Raw genomic sequence first — 17,569 nt, 5'->3', positions numbered from 1 at the left:
GATGCTACGCACACGAACTGGCAACAAATGCCGGCATCTCGCAAGAACGGTAACGAGATGGTTCTCCCGTTTCATGTGCTTGCAAGCCTTTCTCGATCACACACCGCGCATGCGCAGGTCGCGCAGCGGACATGCGCAAATCAATAGGTGCATCTACACTCATTTCCATTCCAGGCCACCTGCCCCACGCCCCATGACCTCCTCCACCTCAAGCGCCAGTCCGGTCTGCACCTGCTTCATGGTGCGCAGCCTGTCGCGCAAGATCTCGCAGCTCTATGACGACACGCTGGCGCCCAGCGGCCTGCGCGGCACGCAGTTCAGCCTGCTGGTGCAGGCACGCAATGCGCCCGACGGCCCGCCCACGGTCTCGGCCCTGGCCGAGCAGTTGCACACCGACCGCACGACGATGACGCGCAATCTGCGCACGCTGCAGCAGGCCGGCTTCATCGACCTGGTTCCCGGCGCGGATGCGCGCAGCCGCTGCGTGGTGGTCACGCCCGAAGGCCGCGCCCGCATCCGCGAGGCTGCCGCCCTGTGGCGCCAGGCCCAGCAGCGCGTGCGCGAGCTGTGCGGCAGCGAGCAGATCGGCGCGCTCGAAAGCCTGGTGCTGGGCATGCTGCCCGTGCTGGAAACCGCCACGCAGGAGAGCGCGGAATGAGCGCCGCCCTGCCCTCCGCAGCCCCTGGCGCTGCGGCCAGCGGGTCCGCGCATCCGTTGGTCAGTGGCCCCATCGCCTCCACCCTGATGCGCCTGGCCGTGCCCAACATGGTGGCGCTGAGCATGTCGGTGCTGGTCGCCGTGGCCGAGACCTACTACGTGGGGCAGCTGGGAACCGTATCGCTGGCGGCCATGGCCCTGGTGTTTCCGCTGGCCATGCTCACGCAGATGATGAGCAACGGTGCCATGGGCAGCGGCGTGTCCTCGGCCATCAGCCGCGCGCTGGGTGCGGGCGACGGCGCGCGTGCCTCGGCACTGGCCCTGCACGCCATCGTGATCGGCGCCATCGCAGGCCTGCTGTACTCGCTCATCTTCGTGCTCTGCGGCGCCACCTTCTACGGCTGGCTGGGCGGGCGCGGCGAGGTGCTGGCAGCGGCCACGGGCTTTGGCGCCGTGCTGTTCAGCGGCGCCATCCTGGTGTGGCTGTGCAATACGCTGGCATCGGTGGTGCGGGGCACGGGCAATATGCGCATGCCGTCGGCCGTGATCTTTGCGGCCTCGCTGGTGCAGATCGTGGTGGGCGGCACGCTGGGGCTGGGCCTGGGCCCCATGCCGCGCTGGGGCATGCCGGGCGTGGCCGTGGGCAACATCGTGGCCATGGTGCTGGCCGTGGCGGCCTTTCTGGCCTACCTGCAATGGGGCCAGCAGCGCCTGCAGCTGGACTGGCGCACGCCGCGCCTGGCCTGGCCCATGTTCCGCGACATCCTGCGCGTGGGCGCCCTGGCCTGCCTGTCCCCCGTGCAAACGGCGCTGGCCGCGCTGCTGCTGACAGGCATGGTCGCCCGCCTGGGCCCGCTGGCCCTGGCCGGCTACGGCATAGGCCAGCGGCTGGAGTTCCTGCTGATCCCCATGGCCTTCGGCGTGGGCATGGCCGCCGTGCCCATGGTGGGCATGGCCATGGGCGCCGGCCAGGTGGCCCGCGCGCGCCGCGTGGCCTGGTCGGGCGGCGCCATGGCCGCTGCCCTGCTGGGCGTGCTGGGGCTGGTGGTCATGGTCTGGCCGCAGCTGTGGTCAGGCATCTTCACCGGCGACCCGGCCGTGCGCGCCTATGCCGACCTCTACCTGCGCACCGTGGGCCCGGCCTTCGGGCTGTTCGGCCTGGGACTGGTGCTGTACTTCGCCTCCCTGGGCGCAGGCCGCGTCTGGGCTCCCGTGCTGGCCGGCACGGTGCGCCTGCTGATCGTGGTGGTGGGCGGCGGCTGGCTCATGTCCAGCGGCCTGGGCAGCGCCCAGTCGCTGTTCATCCTCGTGGCCGTGGCCATGGCCGCCTATGGCGCAGGCACGGCCTGGGCCGTGTGGCGCGCGCGCTGGGGGTGAAAAGACGCAAAAAGAAGGCCCGCAGTCAGCGGGCCATGCTTCAAGAAACGATGTACGCCGCCGTCCCCGTGGACAGCAAGCTGCCATCGGCCCCCAGGAATTCCATGCGCGTGTTGGCCACGCGCGAACCCAGCCGCAGCACCTCGGCACGCAGGATGAATTCGCTGCCTATGCCGGGGCGCAGGTAGTCCACGCGCAGGTCGATGGTGCCCAGGCGCGAGAAGCGGTGCAGGCGCTGCAGCGGCGCGTCGTCCATGTGCTTGGCACCGATGGCCGCCATGACGGCCAGGCCGCCCATGGAGTCCAGGCCGGCGCTGATCACGCCGCCGTGGATGCGCTGGTAGGCGGCGTGGCCGATGAGCTCGGGCCGCATGGTGATGCGGCCTTCAACCCGCTCGGGCAGCACTTCGGTGATGCGCAGGCCCAGCACCTGGTTGAAGGCGATCTGGCGCTCGAACACTTCGCGCAGCCCGGCGATGAACTCGGGCTCGAACTGCACGGGCGCCTCAGAGACCTTCGTGGATTTCAGCACTGGCTGAAGTCCGGCTTGCGCTTCTCCATGAACGCGGTGAACGCCTCCTTGGCAGCAGGCCCGCCCATCAGCTTGCCGAAGCTCACGCCCTCTTCGGCCATGCGCTCGCGCACCAGGCCGGACTGGCCGGCCTTCATGAGGCGCTTGGTCTCGATCAGGGCCGACAGCGGCTTGGCCGCCAGCTTCCTGGCCTGGGCCTGGGCCAGCGCATTGCATTCGCTGGGCGGCACGACGCGGTTGACCAGGCCCACCTCCAGTGCGGCTTCGGCCAGGAAGGGCTCGCCCAGCAGCAGGGCTTCGGCCGCGCGGTGGTAGCCGAGCATCTGGGGCAGCAGCAGGCTGGAGGCCGCTTCGGGGCACAGGCCCAGGTTCACGAAGGGCAGCGAGAAGGCCGCGTTGTCGCCCGCATAGACCAGGTCGCAGTGCAGCAGCAAGGTGGTGCCGATGCCCACGGCCGGGCCGCAGACGGCGGCGATCACGGGCTTGGGAAAGGCGGCGATGTTGTGCAGGAAGCGCCAGACGGGGCGCTGCTCGCCCTCCGGCCTGGCGGCGCCGCCTGCCGACTGCTTGAGGAAGTCGGCAATGTCGTTGCCTGCGCTGAAGATCGCCATGTCGCCCTGGAAGACCACGCAGCGCACGGCGGCGTCTTCGCCGGCCTGGGCCAGCGCATCGGCCATGCTGGCGTACATGGCCTCGGTGATGGAGTTCTTCTTGTCTGCGCGGTTGAAGGTGATGGTGCAGACACCGGCTTCGGTGTGCACGAGGATGTCCTGGGTGGTTTCGCTCATGATGGTCTTGCCTTGCTTATTCCTTGAAATACACGATCTGGTGGCTGCTCGCCAGCATCACGCCGGCCTCGCTCCACAGCTGGGCGCTCTGGTCGAAGAAGCCGTTGCGAAATTCCTGGCCGCGCGCCTGGGCCAGCAGATGGCCAGTGCCTGCGGCGGCCAGTTCCTCGCGCCCCGCATGGAAGTAGACGGTGATGGACACCGTGCCCGCCGGGGTGCGCTGTGCGCGGCGCAGCCACACGCGCGGGAAGAATACGTCAGCCAGGCCGGCCAGCGCGCAAAAATCCAGTGCGCGCGGCGGCTCGTCGCGCACCCACAGGCGCGTGAGGCTGTCGGTCTCGCGGCCATCCCAGGTCTGGGGAATGATGCCGTCGAGAAAGCGCATGTCGTAGCGGTTGAGCCATTCCACGCCGCCCAGCGGCGGCACGCGCGGCACGGTGGCGGGCGACGGCACCTCGGGCATGGACAGGTCGGTGCCGCCCCAGGTGCTGCGCCGCACGGCCGTGACGGCCGTGGCCGTGGTCACGACCTGGGCATCACCGTCCTGGTCGGGCTGGGTGATGGTCAGCAGCCAGTGCTGGGTGGAGCGGTTGGTGCGAACGGGGCGGGCTTCGATGTCGAAGCGCCCCGCGCCCAGCGCGGCTGCGTAGTTGACGGTGATGGACAGCGGATCGCCCAGGCACAGCGGATGCTGCTGGATGGCCTGCACCAGCGCGGCGGCGGTGATGCCGCCGTACGGGCCCACCATGTTCCAGTAGTCCTGCGTGGTCTGGCCCTGGTAGTGGCCAACGGCGCCGGTGGGCGTGAGCGCCACGGCCTGGTCGAGAGGATGGATGTCTGTGCTCATGGCAAACGAGTGTGATGGCAAGCGGGGCCCGCGTCCGTCAAGCCGGCGACTCTGCGGGTGAGGGAAAGCGCGGGTGGGCCGCGGCGGCCGGCGCCTTGGCCCAGCCCGAGAACACGTCCACGGCCCGGCCCCAGAGCGCGTCGCGCATATCGGCACGGAAGAAGCCGAAATGCCCTATGCGCCGCAACTGCAGCGCCTTGGGTTCGATGCGCTCGATGCGGCTGGGGGCATTGGCGTAGAGCGCGAACAGGTGCTCGGTGCCGCGCCAGGTCATGAGTTCGTCGTCGCTCATGGACAGCGCCATCACCGGAAAGCGCACGGCGGCGTAGCTGCGCGCGGCGGCCTCGCCCTCGGCACCCACGCTGTAGCGCGGGTTCAGGCACCAGCGGCGCCACTGCAGCATGACGCCGGCCGGCAGGTCGCCCACCTTGCGCAGGCGCCGGCCCGGAAAGTAGCCGCACAGGCGCGTGGCCACGGGCACCAGCACATGCCAGAAATAGGGGACCATGCGCTTGAGGCGGGGCGCATTGTCACGCCAGTAGCCGCTGCCGGCCGCAATGCTCAAAAGGCCGTCCACCAGCTGCGGCGTGCGCAGCAGGCCCGGCAGCTGGGCGCCCAGGCTGTGGCCGATCAGGAACAGCGGCTGGTCCGGCAGCTGCGCCTTGGCATGGGCAATGACTGCCTCGTAGTCGCGCGCCCAGTCGCACAGGTCGGCACGCACCTGGCGCAAAGAGCCTTGCAGGGAATCGCCATGGCCCCGGTAGTCAAAGCTGGTCACCCGATAGCCCTGGCCCGCAAGCCAGGTGGCAAAGGCCTCGTAGAAGGCCTGGCGCACCCCCATGGCCCCGCCGATGACCACGCTGGCGCGCGGCGGGCCAGCGGGCGTGTAGACGCGCAGCGCCAGCGTGGCGCCATCGCTGCTGAGTTGGTGTTGTTCCATGGCTGTCTCCTGGTCGGTGCCGTTTCTGTGCCGGCTCGCATGGATGGGAAAGAATGGGATGAGCGAAAAAGACAAAGCCCCGCGAACGGGGCCTTGAGCAACGGTCAGACCCGCTCGAAGATGCCGGCGGCGCCCTGGCCCATCCCGACGCACATCGTCACCATGCCGTAGCGCAATTGCTTGCGGCGCAGCGCATGCACCACGGTGGCCGAGCGGATGGCGCCCGTGGCACCCAGCGGGTGGCCCAGGGCAATCGCCCCGCCCATGGGGTTGACCTTGGCGGGGTCCAGGCCCAGCGTGTTGACCACGGCCAGCGACTGGGCGGCAAAGGCTTCGTTGAGCTCGAACCAGTCGATGTCGTCCTGCTTGAGGCCCGCATAGCGCAGTGCTGCCGGGATCGCCTCGATGGGGCCGATGCCCATGATGGCGGGCGGCACGCCCTTGCTGGCATAGCTCACGAAGCGCGCCAGCGGCGTGAGGCCGAAGCGCTGCACGGCGGCGCCGCTGGCCAGGATCAGCGCGCCTGCGCCATCGCTGGTCTGCGAGCTGTTGCCGGCCGTCACCGAGCCGCGCGCCGCGAACACGGTGCGCAGCTTGCCCAGGCCTTCCAGGCTGGTGTCGGGGCGCGCGCCCTCGTCCAGCTCCACGGTGCGCGTGCGCACCACGGGCTCGCCCTTGGCCAGGTCCAGGCCCCGGTCGGTGACCTCGATGGGCGTGATCTCGTCCTTGAACTCGCCGGCCTGCTGCGCGGCCAGGGCACGGCGGTGCGACTCCAGCGCAAAGGCGTCCTGCGCATCGCGCGAGACCTTCCACTGCTGGGCCACCTTCTCGGCCGTCAGGCCCATGCCATAGGCAATGCCCACGTCGCCATCACGCTCGAAGATGGACGGCGACAGCGAGGGCGCGTTGCCCATCATGGGCACCATGCTCATGCTCTCGACGCCGGCCGCGATCATCACGTCGGCCTCGCCCACGCGGATGCGGTCCGCTGCCATGGCCACGGCCGACAGGCCCGAGGCGCAGAAGCGGTTCACGGTGATGCCACCCACGCTGGTGGGCAGGCCCGCCAGCACGGCGCTGATGCGCGCCACGTTCAGGCCCTGCTGGGCCTCGGGGATGGCGCAGCCGCAGATGATGTCCTCGATGGCAGCCGGGTCCAGCCCCGGCACCTGGGCCAGCGCGGCCTTCAGCGTGGTCGCCAGCAGGTCGTCGGGACGGTAGTTGCGGAAAAAGCCCTTGTGCGACTTGCCGATGGGCGTGCGCGTGGCGGCGACGATGTAGGCGTCTTGGATTTGTTTCATGGAGATTGCTCCTAGATCTCAGTTATTCGCGGCCCGCAACGCAGGCATGTCCCAAGTCAGGGACAGCAAGCAAGGGCCGCCCCGCCGCGAGGCTGTCGTCCCCCTGGGGGAAGGCGCGAAGCGACTCAGGGGGGACATATCAATTCCGGACGGGCTTGCCGGTGTTCAGCATTCCGAGAATGCGTTCATGGGTCTTCGGATGGCCGATCAGGTGGCAGAACGCCTTGCGTTCGAGCTTCATCAGATAGGCCTCGTCCACCAGGGTGCCCGCATCCACGTCGCCGCCGCAGACCACGTTGGCGATCAGGCTGGCCACATGCTGGTCGAACTCGCTGATGAAGCCGCCGTCACGCATGTTGACCAGCGAGCCCTTGATGGTGGCCACGCCGCTGCGTCCCGCAACGGGGAAGCTGCGCGGCAGCGGCGCGCGCCAGCCGCCTGCGGCCATGGACTTGGCCTCGTTGATGGCGACGAAGAGCAGCTCGTCCTTGTGCGGCACGATGAGGTCGCTGTCCAGCAGGTAGCCCAGCTTGCGTGACTCGATGGCACTGGTGCCCACCTTGGCCATGGCCGCGGCCGTGAAGCCTTCGGTCAGGAAGGGCAGCAGGTCCTTGCCCGTGCTGGTGGCGGCGTTCTCTGCCGCGCGGCGCGCGATATAGGTCAGGCCGCCCGCGCCGGGCACCAGGCCCACGCCGACTTCCACCAGGCCGATGTAGCTTTCCATATGCGCCACGCGGCGCGCGCTGTAGACGGCCAGCTCGCAGCCGCCGCCCAGCGCCATGCCATGGATGGCCGCAACCACGGGCACCTGGGCGTAGCGGATGCGCAGCATGAGGTTTTGCAGCTCCTGCTCCACGCTTTCGATGGCGTCGGCGCCACCGATCACGAAGGCCGGCATGGTGGCTTCCAGGTCGGCGCCCACGCTGAACGGCGCATCGCCCGACCAGATGACCATGCCCTGGAAGTCGGTCTCGGCCACGTCCACGGCTTCCATCAGCGCTTCCATGACTTCGGGGCTGATGGCGTGCATCTTGTTCTTGATGCTGGCGATCAGGATCTGGCCGTCCAGCGTCCAGGTGCGCAGCGCCTTGGATTCGGCGATCGTGGTGCCGGCCGTCTTCCAGTCGGGCAGGCTGTCTTCGCCCAACAGCTTCTCGGGGAAGATCTGGCGCTCGTAGACGGGCAGCACGCGGCGGGGCACGAATTGGCCCTTGGCGGGGCTCCACGAGCCCTGCGCCGTGTGCACGCCGCCGGCCTCGGCCACGGGGCCTTCGAAGACCCACTTGGGCAGAGGTGCCTTGCTCAATGCCTTGCCGGCATCGATGTCCTCCTGGACCATCTTCGCCACTTCCAGCCAGCCCGCTTCCTGCCACAGCTCGAACGGGCCCTGCTTCATGCCGAAGCCCCAGCGCATGGCCTGGTCCACGTCGCGGGCAGACTCGGCAATGCTCTCCAGGTGGATGGCCGCGTAGTGGAAGCTGTTGCGCAGGATGGCCCACAAAAAGCGGCCCTGCGCGCCCTCGGCATTGCGCAGCAGCTTCAGGCGCTCGGCCGCGGGCTTCTTGAGCATGCGGCCATAGACCTCGTCGGCCTTGCCGCCGGCGGGCACGTAGTCCTCGCTGTCCAGCTCGAACTGCAGGATGTCGCGGCCGACCTTCTGGTAGAAGCCCTTCTTCGCCTTCTGGCCCAGGTTGCCCAGCTCGATCAGCTTGGCCAGCACGGGCGGCGTGCCGAAGCTGCCGTAGAAGGGGTCGGTCTCGGCGCTGAGGTTGTCCTGCAGCGTCTTGATCACATGGGCCATGGTGTCCAGGCCCACCACGTCGGCCGTGCGGAAGGTGCCGCTGGATGCGCGGCCCAGCTTCTTGCCGGTGAGGTCATCGACCACGTCGAAGGTCAGGCCGAAGTTCTCGACCTCTTTCATGGTGGCCAGCATGCCGGCGATGCCGATGCGGTTGGCGATGAAGTTGGGCGTGTCCTTGGCGCGCACCACGCCCTTGCCCAGGCCGCTGGTGACAAAGGCTTCGAGCTGGTCCAGCACCACGGGCTGCGTGGTCGGCGTGGCGATCAGCTCCACCAGCGGCATGTAGCGCGGCGGGTTGAAGAAGTGGATGCCGCAAAAGCGCGGCTTGATCGCGTCGGGCAGCGCCTCGGACAGCTTGGTGATGGACAGGCCCGAGGTGTTGGACGCCACGATGGCGTGCTTGGCCACATGGGGCGCGATCTTGGTGTACAGATCGAGCTTCCAGTCCATGCGCTCGGCAATGGCCTCGATGATCAGGTCGCAGCCCTTGAGCAGCTTGAGGTGCTCCTCGTAGTTGGCGGGCTGGATCAGGTCCGCGTCCTCGGCCACGCCGATGGGCGAAGGCTTGAGCTTCTTGAGGTTGGCGATGGCGCGCTCGGCAATGCCGCTTTTCGGGCCTTCCTTGGCAGGCAGGTCGAACAGCACCACGGGCACCTTGACATTGACCAGATGGGCGGCGATCTGCGCTCCCATCACGCCAGCGCCGAGCACGGCGACTTTCTTCACATTGAATCGGGACATGGATGTTCCACAAGTGGGAGGAAGGCGGCCGCTGCGGCCGCCCTCCGGAATGGTTACTGCACGCGCACCCAGGTCTGGGTGCGGCCGAAGGGGCCGATGGAGCCGCGCACCTCGAGCTTGGCCCCGCCCTCGATGGGCGTCAGGCGCAGGGTGTAGGTCTTGCCGTTTTCGGGGTCGAGGATCTTGCCGCCTTCCCAGACGTCCTTGCCCTCGGCCTTCTTGGCGCCGCGGATGATCTCCAGCCCCTTGAGCGGCTGACCCTTGCGGTCGTCCGAGCATTCGGTGCAGGTGGCGGCCGGATCGGCGCCCTTGCGCAGGATCTGCTCGATGCGGCCCGTGACCACGCCGTCGTTCTCGGCCACGCGGATCTCGGACTTGGCTTCGCCGCTCTTGTCGTCCACGCTCTTCCACAGGCCCACGGGCGTCATCTGCGCCTGCGCTGCGGCAGCCGTGAGGCCCAGGACCATTGCTGCCAGTGCTTGATATGCCTTCATTTCAAACCCCTTTCGCCTAGAAAGGCGCGCAGGCCACGCTGATGCGCACAGCCCGCGCTCCCATGTTGGAGTGAAGCCGTTCAGGCCAGCGCTGCATCCGTGTCCATCAGGGACTTGCTGCCCGCGCGGGCCGTGCGCATCAGCGTGGCGGTCTCGGGCAGCAGCTTGGCGAAGTAGAAACGCGCGGTCTGCAGCTTGGCCTGGTAGAACGGGTCGGTGTTGCCCTTGGCGATTTCGCGCAGCGCCACCTGGGCCATGCGGGCGAAGAAGTAGCCGAACACCAGATGGCCCGCCACACGCAGGTAGTCCACGGATGCGGCACCCACCTCGTCGGGGTTTTGCATGCCCTTGAAGCCGATCTCGGTGGTGAACTTGGTCATCTGGTCGCCCAGGTAGGCGATGGGGTTGATGAACTCGGCCATCTTCTCGTTGACGCCCTCTTCCTCCACCAGCTGCGCCACCAGCTTGCCGAACTTCTTGAGCGAGGCGCCCTGGTTGCCCAGCACCTTGCGGCCCAGCAGGTCCAGCGCCTGGATGCCGTTCGTGCCTTCATAGATCATGTTGATGCGCGCATCGCGCACGAACTGCTCCATGCCCCATTCGGTGATGAAGCCATGGCCGCCATAGACCTGCTGGCTCATGGTGGTGGCCGCCCAGCCGTTGTCGGTGATGAAGGCCTTGACGATGGGCGTCAGCAGCGCCACCAGCTCGGCACTGTCCTTGCGCACCTTCTCGTCGGGGTGGTTGAACTCCTTGTCGATCAGGAAGGCGCAGTAGGTGACCAGTGCACGGCCGCCCTCGGCATACGCCTTGGCCGTCAGCAGCATGCGGCGCACGTCGGGGTGGACGATGATGGGATCGGCCGGCTTGTCCTTGGCCTTGGTGCCCGACAGGCTGCGCATCTGCAGGCGGTCCTTGGCATAGGCCAGGGCGTTCTGGTAGGCCACCTCGGTCAGGCCCAGCGACTGGTTGCCCACGCCCAGGCGGGCGGCATTCATCATCACGAACATGGCCTGCAGGCCTTTGTTCGGCTGGCCCACCAGGGTGCCGATGGCGCCGTCGATATTGATCTGTGCCGTGGCATTGCCGTGGATGCCCATCTTGTGCTCCAGCGCACCGCAGAAGATGGGGTTGCGCTCGCCCAGCGAGCCATCGGCCTTGACCACGAACTTGGGCACCACGAACAGGCTGATGCCCTTGGAGCCGACCGGCGCATCGGGCAGGCGGGCCAGCACCAGGTGGACGATGTTGTCGGTGAAGTCGTGCTCGCCCGCGCTGATGAAGATCTTGTTGCCGGTGATCTTGTAGGTGCCCTCGGGCGCGCCGGCCACGGGCTCGGCCTTGGTGCGCAGCAGGCCCAGATCGGTGCCGCAATGGGGCTCGGTCAGGCACATGGTGCCGGTCCACTCGCCGCTGGTCAGCTTGGGCAGGTACAGCTTCTTTTGCTCTTCCGTGCCGTGCACATGCAGGGCCTCGTAGGCGCCGTGCGACAGGCCCGGGTACATGGTCCAGGCCTGGTTGGCGCTGTTGAGCATCTCGTACACCGCCGAGTTCACCGCAAAGGGCAGGCCCTGGCCGCCGTAGGCCGTATCGCAGGACAGCGAAGGCCAGCCGCCTTCCACGTACTTCTGGTAGGCCTCCTTGAAGCCCTTGGGCGTGGTGACCTCGTGGGTTTCCTTGTTCAGCACGCAGCCCTCTGCATCGCCGCTGATGTTCAGCGGAAACGTCACGTTGGCCGCGAACTTGCCCGCCTCTTCGAGCACGGCATTGATGGTGTCGGCATCGACCTCGGCATGCGCCGTCATCTGCTGGTAGTCGTCCGTGACCTTGAACACCTCGTGCATGAGGAATTGCATGTCGCGCAGGGGCGGGTTGTAGCTGGGCATTTGTCTTCTCCTGTGATGGCGGGGTTTGCGGTGGATGCGGTGAAAACGGTGGAAGCGAAAAAATCAGGCCGGGCTGGCGTAGCGCGCCAGAATGCTCTCGAAGCCGTCGATGGCGCGCTGCATGGAGCCTTCGTTGCGCAGGAAGCGCGCCTCGTAATGCAGGGCCAGGATCAGGCCGTGGATCTCGAACAGCAGCTGGTTCTCGTCCAGGTCGGCACGCAGGTCGCCGCTTTCGCGGCACTGCACGATGGTGCGGCGCATGGCTGCGTGCCAGGTCTGGACCGAGGCCGTCAGCGCATCGCGCACCGGCCCCGTGCGGTCGTCGAACTCCACGGCGCCGCTGATATAGATGCAGCCCGAGTCCAGCTCGATCGAAGTGCGCTTCATCCAGTTGTCGAACAGCGCCCGCAGACGCGCCACGCCGCGCGGCGCCTCCAACGCGGGAAAGAACACTTCCTGCTCGAAACGGTCGTGGTACTCATGCACCACGGAAATCTGCAGCTCCTCGCGCGAGCCAAAATGCGCGAACACGCCCGACTTGCTCATGCCCGTCAGCTCGGCCAGAGCGCCGATGGACAGGCCCTCAAGGCCAATGTGCGTGGCCAGGTTGAGGGCAGCCTCCACAATGGTGGCCTTGGTCTGCTGCCCCTTGTGCAGCGCGCGGCGCGGCGCGGGCGCAGCGGCTTCGTGCACGGAAGAGCCCGCCTTGGGATCGGCCGTGGCGTCAGCGGTCAAACGGGTGGTGCGGCGTGGGGCGGAAACGCTGGACATGCGAAATTCTTGTTAAAACGAACGTTCGTGCTATTTTGCATGGAAAGCTTGTCGCGGCGAAGACATGCGGGGGAAAACACCTAGCCACCCGATGCAGACCCATCCACCGCGCGCCCATGAAAAAAGCCACCGGCGCAAGCGGGTGGCTTTGCTGCAAAGCGGACCCTGGGGTCCGCTGGGCCATGTTCAGACCATCAAGGCCAGGCTGGCTTCCAGATGCTCGGTCGGCAGGCGGCGGAAACCCGAGCGCGCGTAGCGCTGCAGGCGGCCCAGCGCGAACGATGTCAGCACGCTGGCGGCCACCTGTGCATCGACCGTCGGGGCGGAAGAGCCCAGCGCACCGGCGGCGGGGCGCAGGCACTGGCGCAGCGTGGATTCGATGCGGTCGAAGAACTGGTTCATGCGGGCCTGCAGACGCTCGTGCTCGAAGACGATGGCATCGCCCACCATGACGCGCACCATGCCGGGATTGCGCTCGCCAAACTGCAGAACCAGGGATATCACGCGGCTGGCCTGGCGCATTCCATCCACTGCGGGACGCTCTTCCTCCGGCACATCCCGCCCGACGATCTGCTGCACCAGCGTGAAGACGGATTGCTCGATGAACTCGATCAGTCCTTCGAACATCTGGGCCTTGCTGGCGAAGTGGCGGTACAGGGCTGCCTCGCTGACGCCCAGATGGGCTGCCAGCGCTGCCGTGGTGATGCGTTCTGCGCCCGGCTTCTCCAGCATGGCCGCAAGCGCCTGCAGGATCTGCTCGCGCCGCTCCCCGGGTTTGGGGCGTTTGCGCGCAGGCGTAGGGGCGGAAGCGGAGGCGGCTTCGTCGGAAACGACATCAGCGCCAGGAGCGGATAAAGGCGACAGAACTTCAGACTCGGACATAAGCAGATCAACTATTTGTAAGTAATTCTCTCACAGCCCTCGGCGGCAACTCCGCACAAAGCTGTCCCCATGAGCGCAACCGTCAGGATCGCTTGCCTGTTGCTTGCGCTGCTATTGTTTCCGAGAGCATGGCCGGCATTTGCAATGGAAGCTCCAAGCGTACCAGCAGGCCCTTGCCTTGCGCTGCGGCGCCAAAGGCCAGAGTGCCCTGGTGCAGCAGGGCGATTTCTTCGGCAATGGCCAATCCCAGCCCGGTGCCGTCGCCGGCCGCGCCCTGCGCGCGGTAAAAGCGCTGCGTGATCTGCGAGCGCTCGGCCTCGGGCACGCCGGGGCCGTCGTCCTCGATCTCCAGGAAGGCCCAGCCTTGCGGCTCATCCGCAGACTGTGCCGCGCCATGGTACATGCCGCAGCGCAGCGTGACGCTGCCGCCGGGCGGCGTGTACTTGATGGCGTTGTCCACGAGGTTGGAAACCAGTTCGCGCAGCAGCCAGCTGTGGCCCCAGACACTGGCGGCCGCCACGTCAAGGCCGAAGTCCAGCCCCTTGGCGCTGGCCTGGTCGAAGAACATTTCCAGCATGCTTTCGCACAGGTCCTTGAGATCCACCTTCTGCAGCGGCTGGACTTCGGCATTGCGCGCATCGGCACGTGACAGCGCCAGCAGCTGGCGGGCCAGTTGCGAGGTGCGCCGCGTGGCATCGCGCAACTGCTCGATCTGCGTCACGCTGAGCACCACCTGGGCCTCGGTGCCCTTGCGCCGCGCCTCGGCCTGGGCAGCCTGCGCGCTCAGTGCCCAGGCCTCGACCTGGGCCTGCAAGGCCGCCAGGGGCGTGCGCAATTGATGGGCCGCATCGGCCACAAAGCGCCGCTGGCCTTCGGCCTGTGCGTTGACCAGTGCAAACAGGCGATTGAGCGAGCGCACCAGCGGACGGACCTCGGCCGGCGAGCTGTGCTCCGAGATGGGACTGAGGTCGCGCGGCGAGCGCCGCTCCACAGCCTGGGTCAGGGTCAGAAGCGGCCGGAAAGCCCGGCTGACCGACCAGTAGATGGCGATGCCAGCGCCCGCGATCAGCAGCACGCTGGGCAGCAGCACATGCAGCAGCAACTGGCGCACCCATTGCTGGCGCACATCGCCACCGTCGGCCAGCACGAGCACCATTTCACCGGCGCCATAGGTTTCGGCGCGCATGACGGCCACGCGGTAGGTCAGGCCGTCATGCTCCTGGCTGTGGAACTCGGCCAGCGGCGTGGAAGGCACGTCGAAGCGGATCCAGGTGTCGCCGGCAACGACATGGCCCTGCAGGTCGCCTATGGCATATCCGACGTCGTCGCCGCGCTGGCGCAAGACGTCCTCGATGGCGGGCGTCAGCGCCACCAGAGGCGGCGTTCCCTCGGCGATCGACGGAGCCAGCACCGAATCGGCCAGCGCAGGCAGCAGGCGCAGCAGGCGCTGGTCATGCTGGGTGGAGGCTTCGTCTGCCGAGCGATAGCCGAACCAGCCGCCCATCAGTGCCAGCAGCGTCAGCGGCACCACCAGCAGCACCAGCAGGCGAAGGCGCAGATTGGCCGTCATGGGCGGTCAGCGCCTGGGACCATGCGCCATGTCCGCATCAGGCGGCGGTATGCGAGAGTTCCAGCCGATAGCCGAAGCCCCGGATGGAACGAAGTGCCACGCCATGCGGCTCCAGCTTGCTGCGCAGGCGAGAGACATAGACCTCGACCGCATTGGGCGTGATCTCGCGGTCCCAGCCCGTGAGCGCCTGCAGCAGCTTGTCCTTGCTGGCGGGCTTGGGCGCGTGGATCAGCAGGTATTCCAGCACGGTCCATTCGCGCGGGCCCAGGTCGATGGGTAGCAGTTTTCCCTCGCTCTCATCGTCTTGCGCAGGCTGGCGCGCGCCGGCGCGGCGGCCTGCCGTGTCCAGCTCGATGGGACCGAAGCTCAGGACGGCCGATGTGGCTGCCTGCGAGCGGCGCAGCAGCGCGCGCAGCCGGGCCAGCAGTTCGGGAAGCTCGAAGGGCTTGACCATGTAGTCGTCGGCGCCCTGGTCCAGGCCCTGCACGCGGTCCTGCAGCGCATCGCGCGCCGTCAGGATCAGCACGGGCATGGCCGAGCTCTCCACCGCGCTGCTGCGCAGGCGGCGTGTGAGCTCCAGCCCGTCGATGCCCGGCAGGCCGATGTCGATCACGGCCAGGTCGAAGGCTTCCTGGGCCAGCACCTCCAGGGCGCGCTCGGCACTGCCGACCCAGTCCACGGCATACCCCGCATCGGACAGCCCCAGCTTGATGCCGCTGGCCACCATCACATCGTCTTCCACAAGAAGCAAACGCATATCAAACCTAAAAAACAAAAGCCGCCCAAAGGCGGCTTGCAGCAAACCGGCCCAGGCCGTCAGACCACGCCCGGGCCATGCGCGATGGTAACGCGAACCGCAAAGTCCGCGCCATCGGGCCTCAATGGCTGCGGATCATGGTGCCGTAGGCCTGGTCGGTCAGGATTTCCAGCAGCATGGCATGCGGCACGCGGCCATCGATGATGTGCACGGCGTTGACGCCGGCCTTGGCGGCATCCAGGGCGCCGCTGATCTTGGGCAGCATGCCGCCCGAGATGGTGCCGTCGGCGAACAGGGCGTCGATCTCGCGCGCCGTGAGGTCGGTCAGCAGGCTGCCGGCCTTGTCCAGCACGCCGGGGGTATTGGTCAGCAGCACCAGCTTTTCGGCCTGCAGCACGGTGGCCAGCTTGCTGGCGACCACGTCTGCGTTGATGTTGTAGCTCTCGTTTTCCTCGCCAAAGCCGATGGGGCTGATCACGGGGATGAAGGCGTCATCCTGCAGCGCGCGCACCACGCTGGGGTCGATGGAGACGATATCGCCCACCTGGCCCACGTCGTACTCGATGTTCGGATCCTTGTTGTCGACCATCTTGAGCTTGCGCGCACGGATCAGGCCACCATCGCGCCCGGTCAGGCCCACGGCCTTGCCACCGGCCTGGTGGATCAGGCCCACGATGTCCTGCTGCACCTCGCCGGCCAGCACCCATTCCACGACTTCCATGGTTTCCGCGTCGGTCACGCGCATGCCCTGGATGAACTCGCCCTTCTTGCCCAGGCGGTTGAGGGCCGTCTCGATTTGCGGCCCGCCGCCATGCACCACCACCGGATTCATGCCCACCAACTTCAGCAGCACCACGTCTTCCGCGAAGTCGGCCTGCAGGGCCGGATCGGTCATAGCGTTGCCGCCATACTTGATGACCATGGTCTTGCCATGGAACTTGCGGATGTAGGGCAGGGCCTGGGCGAGGATTTCGGCCTTGTCGCGGGGGGCAATCGAGAGGATATCGTTCATGGTGCTAGCCCTGGGGCGTGGAAGTAGTCAACAACAAGGCGGGCATTGTGCCGCAACTGTGCGGCAGTGTTGCATGCGCGGATGACGGAACGCCCATGGCGCCCGGCCATCATCCATTGTTCTGCATCCAGCCCGGCAGCTTGAAGCGCACGATGGCCAGATAGGCGATCACATAGCTGACCACGAACAGCAGGCAAAAACCCACCAGAACGGGCGTGTTGCTCCAAAACAGCAATGCCGGCACCACGGTCAGCAGCGTGAACGCCCACAGATAGGGCGAAGTCCGGTTATTGCGGCGCAGCATGCGCCGTGCCAGATCGTCGTCGAACACGCCGCGCACGATGCGCCGGTAGATCAACTGGTGGAAATGCAGGGCATCCGCCATGCCCGGCGACATGCCGCGCATCAGCTTGCGGTAGATGGAGAACACCGTCTCCCAGACCGGATAGATCAGCAGCAGCATGGGAAACCATGGCGACACTGCGGAATTGCGCTGCACCAGGGCAATGCTGGCCAGGGCAATCGCCAGCCCCCAGACATAGGCCCCGCCATCACCTGCAAACATCATGCCGCGCGGGTAGTTCCAGACCAGGAAGCCGCAGGTGGCGGCGGCCAGCGTCACCAGCATGGCGGCCAGGGTCCGGTCCCCCACCTGCAAGGCCACGTGGGCCAGCGCCAGGCAGATGATGGTGGCCACCATGCCGGCCAGCCCGTTGTAGCCATCAATGATGTTGAAGGCATGGGGCAACCCCGTCAGGGCCAGCACGGCCAGGCCCATGCCCAGCCAGGGCATGGCCGGACCCAGTGCCTGTTCCAGCCAGGGCCAGCCGAGCCGAGGCACGGAGAGGCCGCACAGCAAAACCGCCAGCACGGCGCTCAGCAGGGTCAGCACCAGCCGGTAACGCACGCTCAGGCGCTGCGATACATCCTCAATGACCCCCCCCACCACCGCTGGCAGCATGGCGGCCAGGCACACGACAACCCACAGCTGCATGCGCAGCGAGGAAGGATCTCCGCGCATGCTCAGCCAGGTGCCGACGCCCCAGGAGACAGCCAGCCCGAGGTACATCGGCACGCCCCCAAGCCGGGGTACCTCGCCGATGTGAAAGCGCTGCGGCTTGTCGTATCCGTAAGAGGACGTAGAGGACCGCCCGGCCCAACGCACCAGCAGTGCGCAGCCGGTGCAAGACACCATGAAGGCCAATACCGCCAT

General features: G+C 67.3%; 16 protein-coding genes. 2 read left to right on the top strand and 14 right to left on the bottom strand.

Annotation, left to right across the window (positions count from 1 at the left end):
• Positions 1 to 193: 193 nt before the first annotated feature.
• A complete protein-coding gene (locus KDK82_RS20340) occupies positions 194 to 658 on the top strand; it encodes a MarR family winged helix-turn-helix transcriptional regulator (RefSeq protein WP_034390325.1) in 465 nt (154 codons plus the stop codon).
• Complete coding sequence (locus KDK82_RS20335) at positions 655 to 2,034, top strand: MATE family efflux transporter (protein WP_071954360.1); 1,380 nt, start codon at positions 655 to 657, stop codon at positions 2,032 to 2,034. The genes KDK82_RS20340 and KDK82_RS20335 overlap by 4 nt, the downstream gene beginning before the upstream one ends.
• A 40-nt stretch (positions 2,035 to 2,074) precedes the next feature.
• Here KDK82_RS20335 and KDK82_RS20330 read toward each other — a convergent pair whose 3' ends face one another.
• The 14 genes from KDK82_RS20330 to KDK82_RS20265 all read right to left on the bottom strand — a co-directional run bounded on the left by KDK82_RS20330 (position 2,075) and on the right by KDK82_RS20265 (position 17,569).
• Entirely contained in the window at positions 2,075 to 2,566 is a 492-nt protein-coding gene (locus KDK82_RS20330; protein WP_088166039.1) for a thioesterase family protein, read from the bottom strand.
• On the bottom strand, positions 2,560 to 3,354 hold the full coding sequence (locus KDK82_RS20325; RefSeq protein WP_088166038.1) for an enoyl-CoA hydratase: 795 nt from the start codon (positions 3,352 to 3,354) through the stop codon (positions 2,560 to 2,562). The genes KDK82_RS20330 and KDK82_RS20325 overlap by 7 nt, the downstream gene beginning before the upstream one ends.
• Positions 3,355 to 3,370: 16 nt before the next feature.
• Positions 3,371 to 4,201, bottom strand: a complete 831-nt coding sequence (locus KDK82_RS20320; RefSeq protein ID WP_013804195.1) for an acyl-CoA thioesterase II — start codon at positions 4,199 to 4,201, stop codon at positions 3,371 to 3,373.
• A gap of 37 nt (positions 4,202 to 4,238) precedes the next feature.
• Positions 4,239 to 5,141 carry an alpha/beta fold hydrolase gene (locus tag KDK82_RS20315; RefSeq protein WP_088166037.1) on the bottom strand — a complete coding sequence of 301 codons (903 nt, stop codon included), beginning with the start codon at positions 5,139 to 5,141 and terminating at the stop codon, positions 4,239 to 4,241.
• Positions 5,142 to 5,245: 104 nt separating this feature from the next.
• The gene (locus tag KDK82_RS20310; RefSeq protein ID WP_016446429.1) at positions 5,246 to 6,442 is read right to left on the bottom strand and encodes an acetyl-CoA C-acyltransferase; all 1,197 of its coding nucleotides are present in this window, start codon (positions 6,440 to 6,442) and stop codon (positions 5,246 to 5,248) included.
• Positions 6,443 to 6,581: 139 nt separating this feature from the next.
• Positions 6,582 to 8,984 (bottom strand): 3-hydroxyacyl-CoA dehydrogenase/enoyl-CoA hydratase family protein, encoded by a 2,403-nt coding sequence (locus KDK82_RS20305; RefSeq protein ID WP_088166036.1) that lies wholly within the window; start codon positions 8,982 to 8,984, stop codon positions 6,582 to 6,584.
• Between the two features lie 53 nt (positions 8,985 to 9,037).
• Positions 9,038 to 9,478, bottom strand: coding sequence for a DUF2147 domain-containing protein (locus tag KDK82_RS20300; protein WP_012203268.1), 441 nt, complete (start codon positions 9,476 to 9,478; stop codon positions 9,038 to 9,040).
• Between the two features lie 80 nt (positions 9,479 to 9,558).
• Entirely contained in the window at positions 9,559 to 11,364 is a 1,806-nt protein-coding gene (locus KDK82_RS20295; protein ID WP_088166035.1) for an acyl-CoA dehydrogenase C-terminal domain-containing protein, read from the bottom strand.
• Positions 11,365 to 11,427: 63 nt separating this feature from the next.
• On the bottom strand, positions 11,428 to 12,135 hold the full coding sequence (locus KDK82_RS20290) for a TetR/AcrR family transcriptional regulator (RefSeq protein ID WP_013804200.1): 708 nt from the start codon (positions 12,133 to 12,135) through the stop codon (positions 11,428 to 11,430).
• 186 nt (positions 12,136 to 12,321) lie between these two features.
• Positions 12,322 to 13,017, bottom strand: a complete 696-nt coding sequence (slmA, locus tag KDK82_RS20285) for a nucleoid occlusion factor SlmA (protein ID WP_012203254.1) — start codon at positions 13,015 to 13,017, stop codon at positions 12,322 to 12,324.
• Positions 13,018 to 13,099: 82 nt separating this feature from the next.
• Entirely contained in the window at positions 13,100 to 14,587 is a 1,488-nt protein-coding gene (locus KDK82_RS20280) for a sensor histidine kinase (RefSeq protein WP_034390299.1), read from the bottom strand.
• Between the two features lie 37 nt (positions 14,588 to 14,624).
• Positions 14,625 to 15,344, bottom strand: coding sequence for a response regulator transcription factor (locus KDK82_RS20275; protein WP_012203252.1), 720 nt, complete (start codon positions 15,342 to 15,344; stop codon positions 14,625 to 14,627).
• 121 nt (positions 15,345 to 15,465) lie between these two features.
• Complete coding sequence (argB, locus tag KDK82_RS20270) at positions 15,466 to 16,356, bottom strand: acetylglutamate kinase (protein ID WP_012203251.1); 891 nt, start codon at positions 16,354 to 16,356, stop codon at positions 15,466 to 15,468.
• Positions 16,357 to 16,465: 109 nt separating this feature from the next.
• A complete protein-coding gene (locus tag KDK82_RS20265; RefSeq protein ID WP_088166350.1) occupies positions 16,466 to 17,569 on the bottom strand; it encodes a glycosyltransferase family 4 protein in 1,104 nt (367 codons plus the stop codon).

This window comes from Delftia sp. K82 (assembly GCF_002193035.1).
GTDB classification, from domain to species: domain Bacteria; phylum Pseudomonadota; class Gammaproteobacteria; order Burkholderiales; family Burkholderiaceae_C; genus Comamonas; species Comamonas acidovorans.
This window is presented reverse-complemented; position numbering and strand designations above follow the sequence as displayed.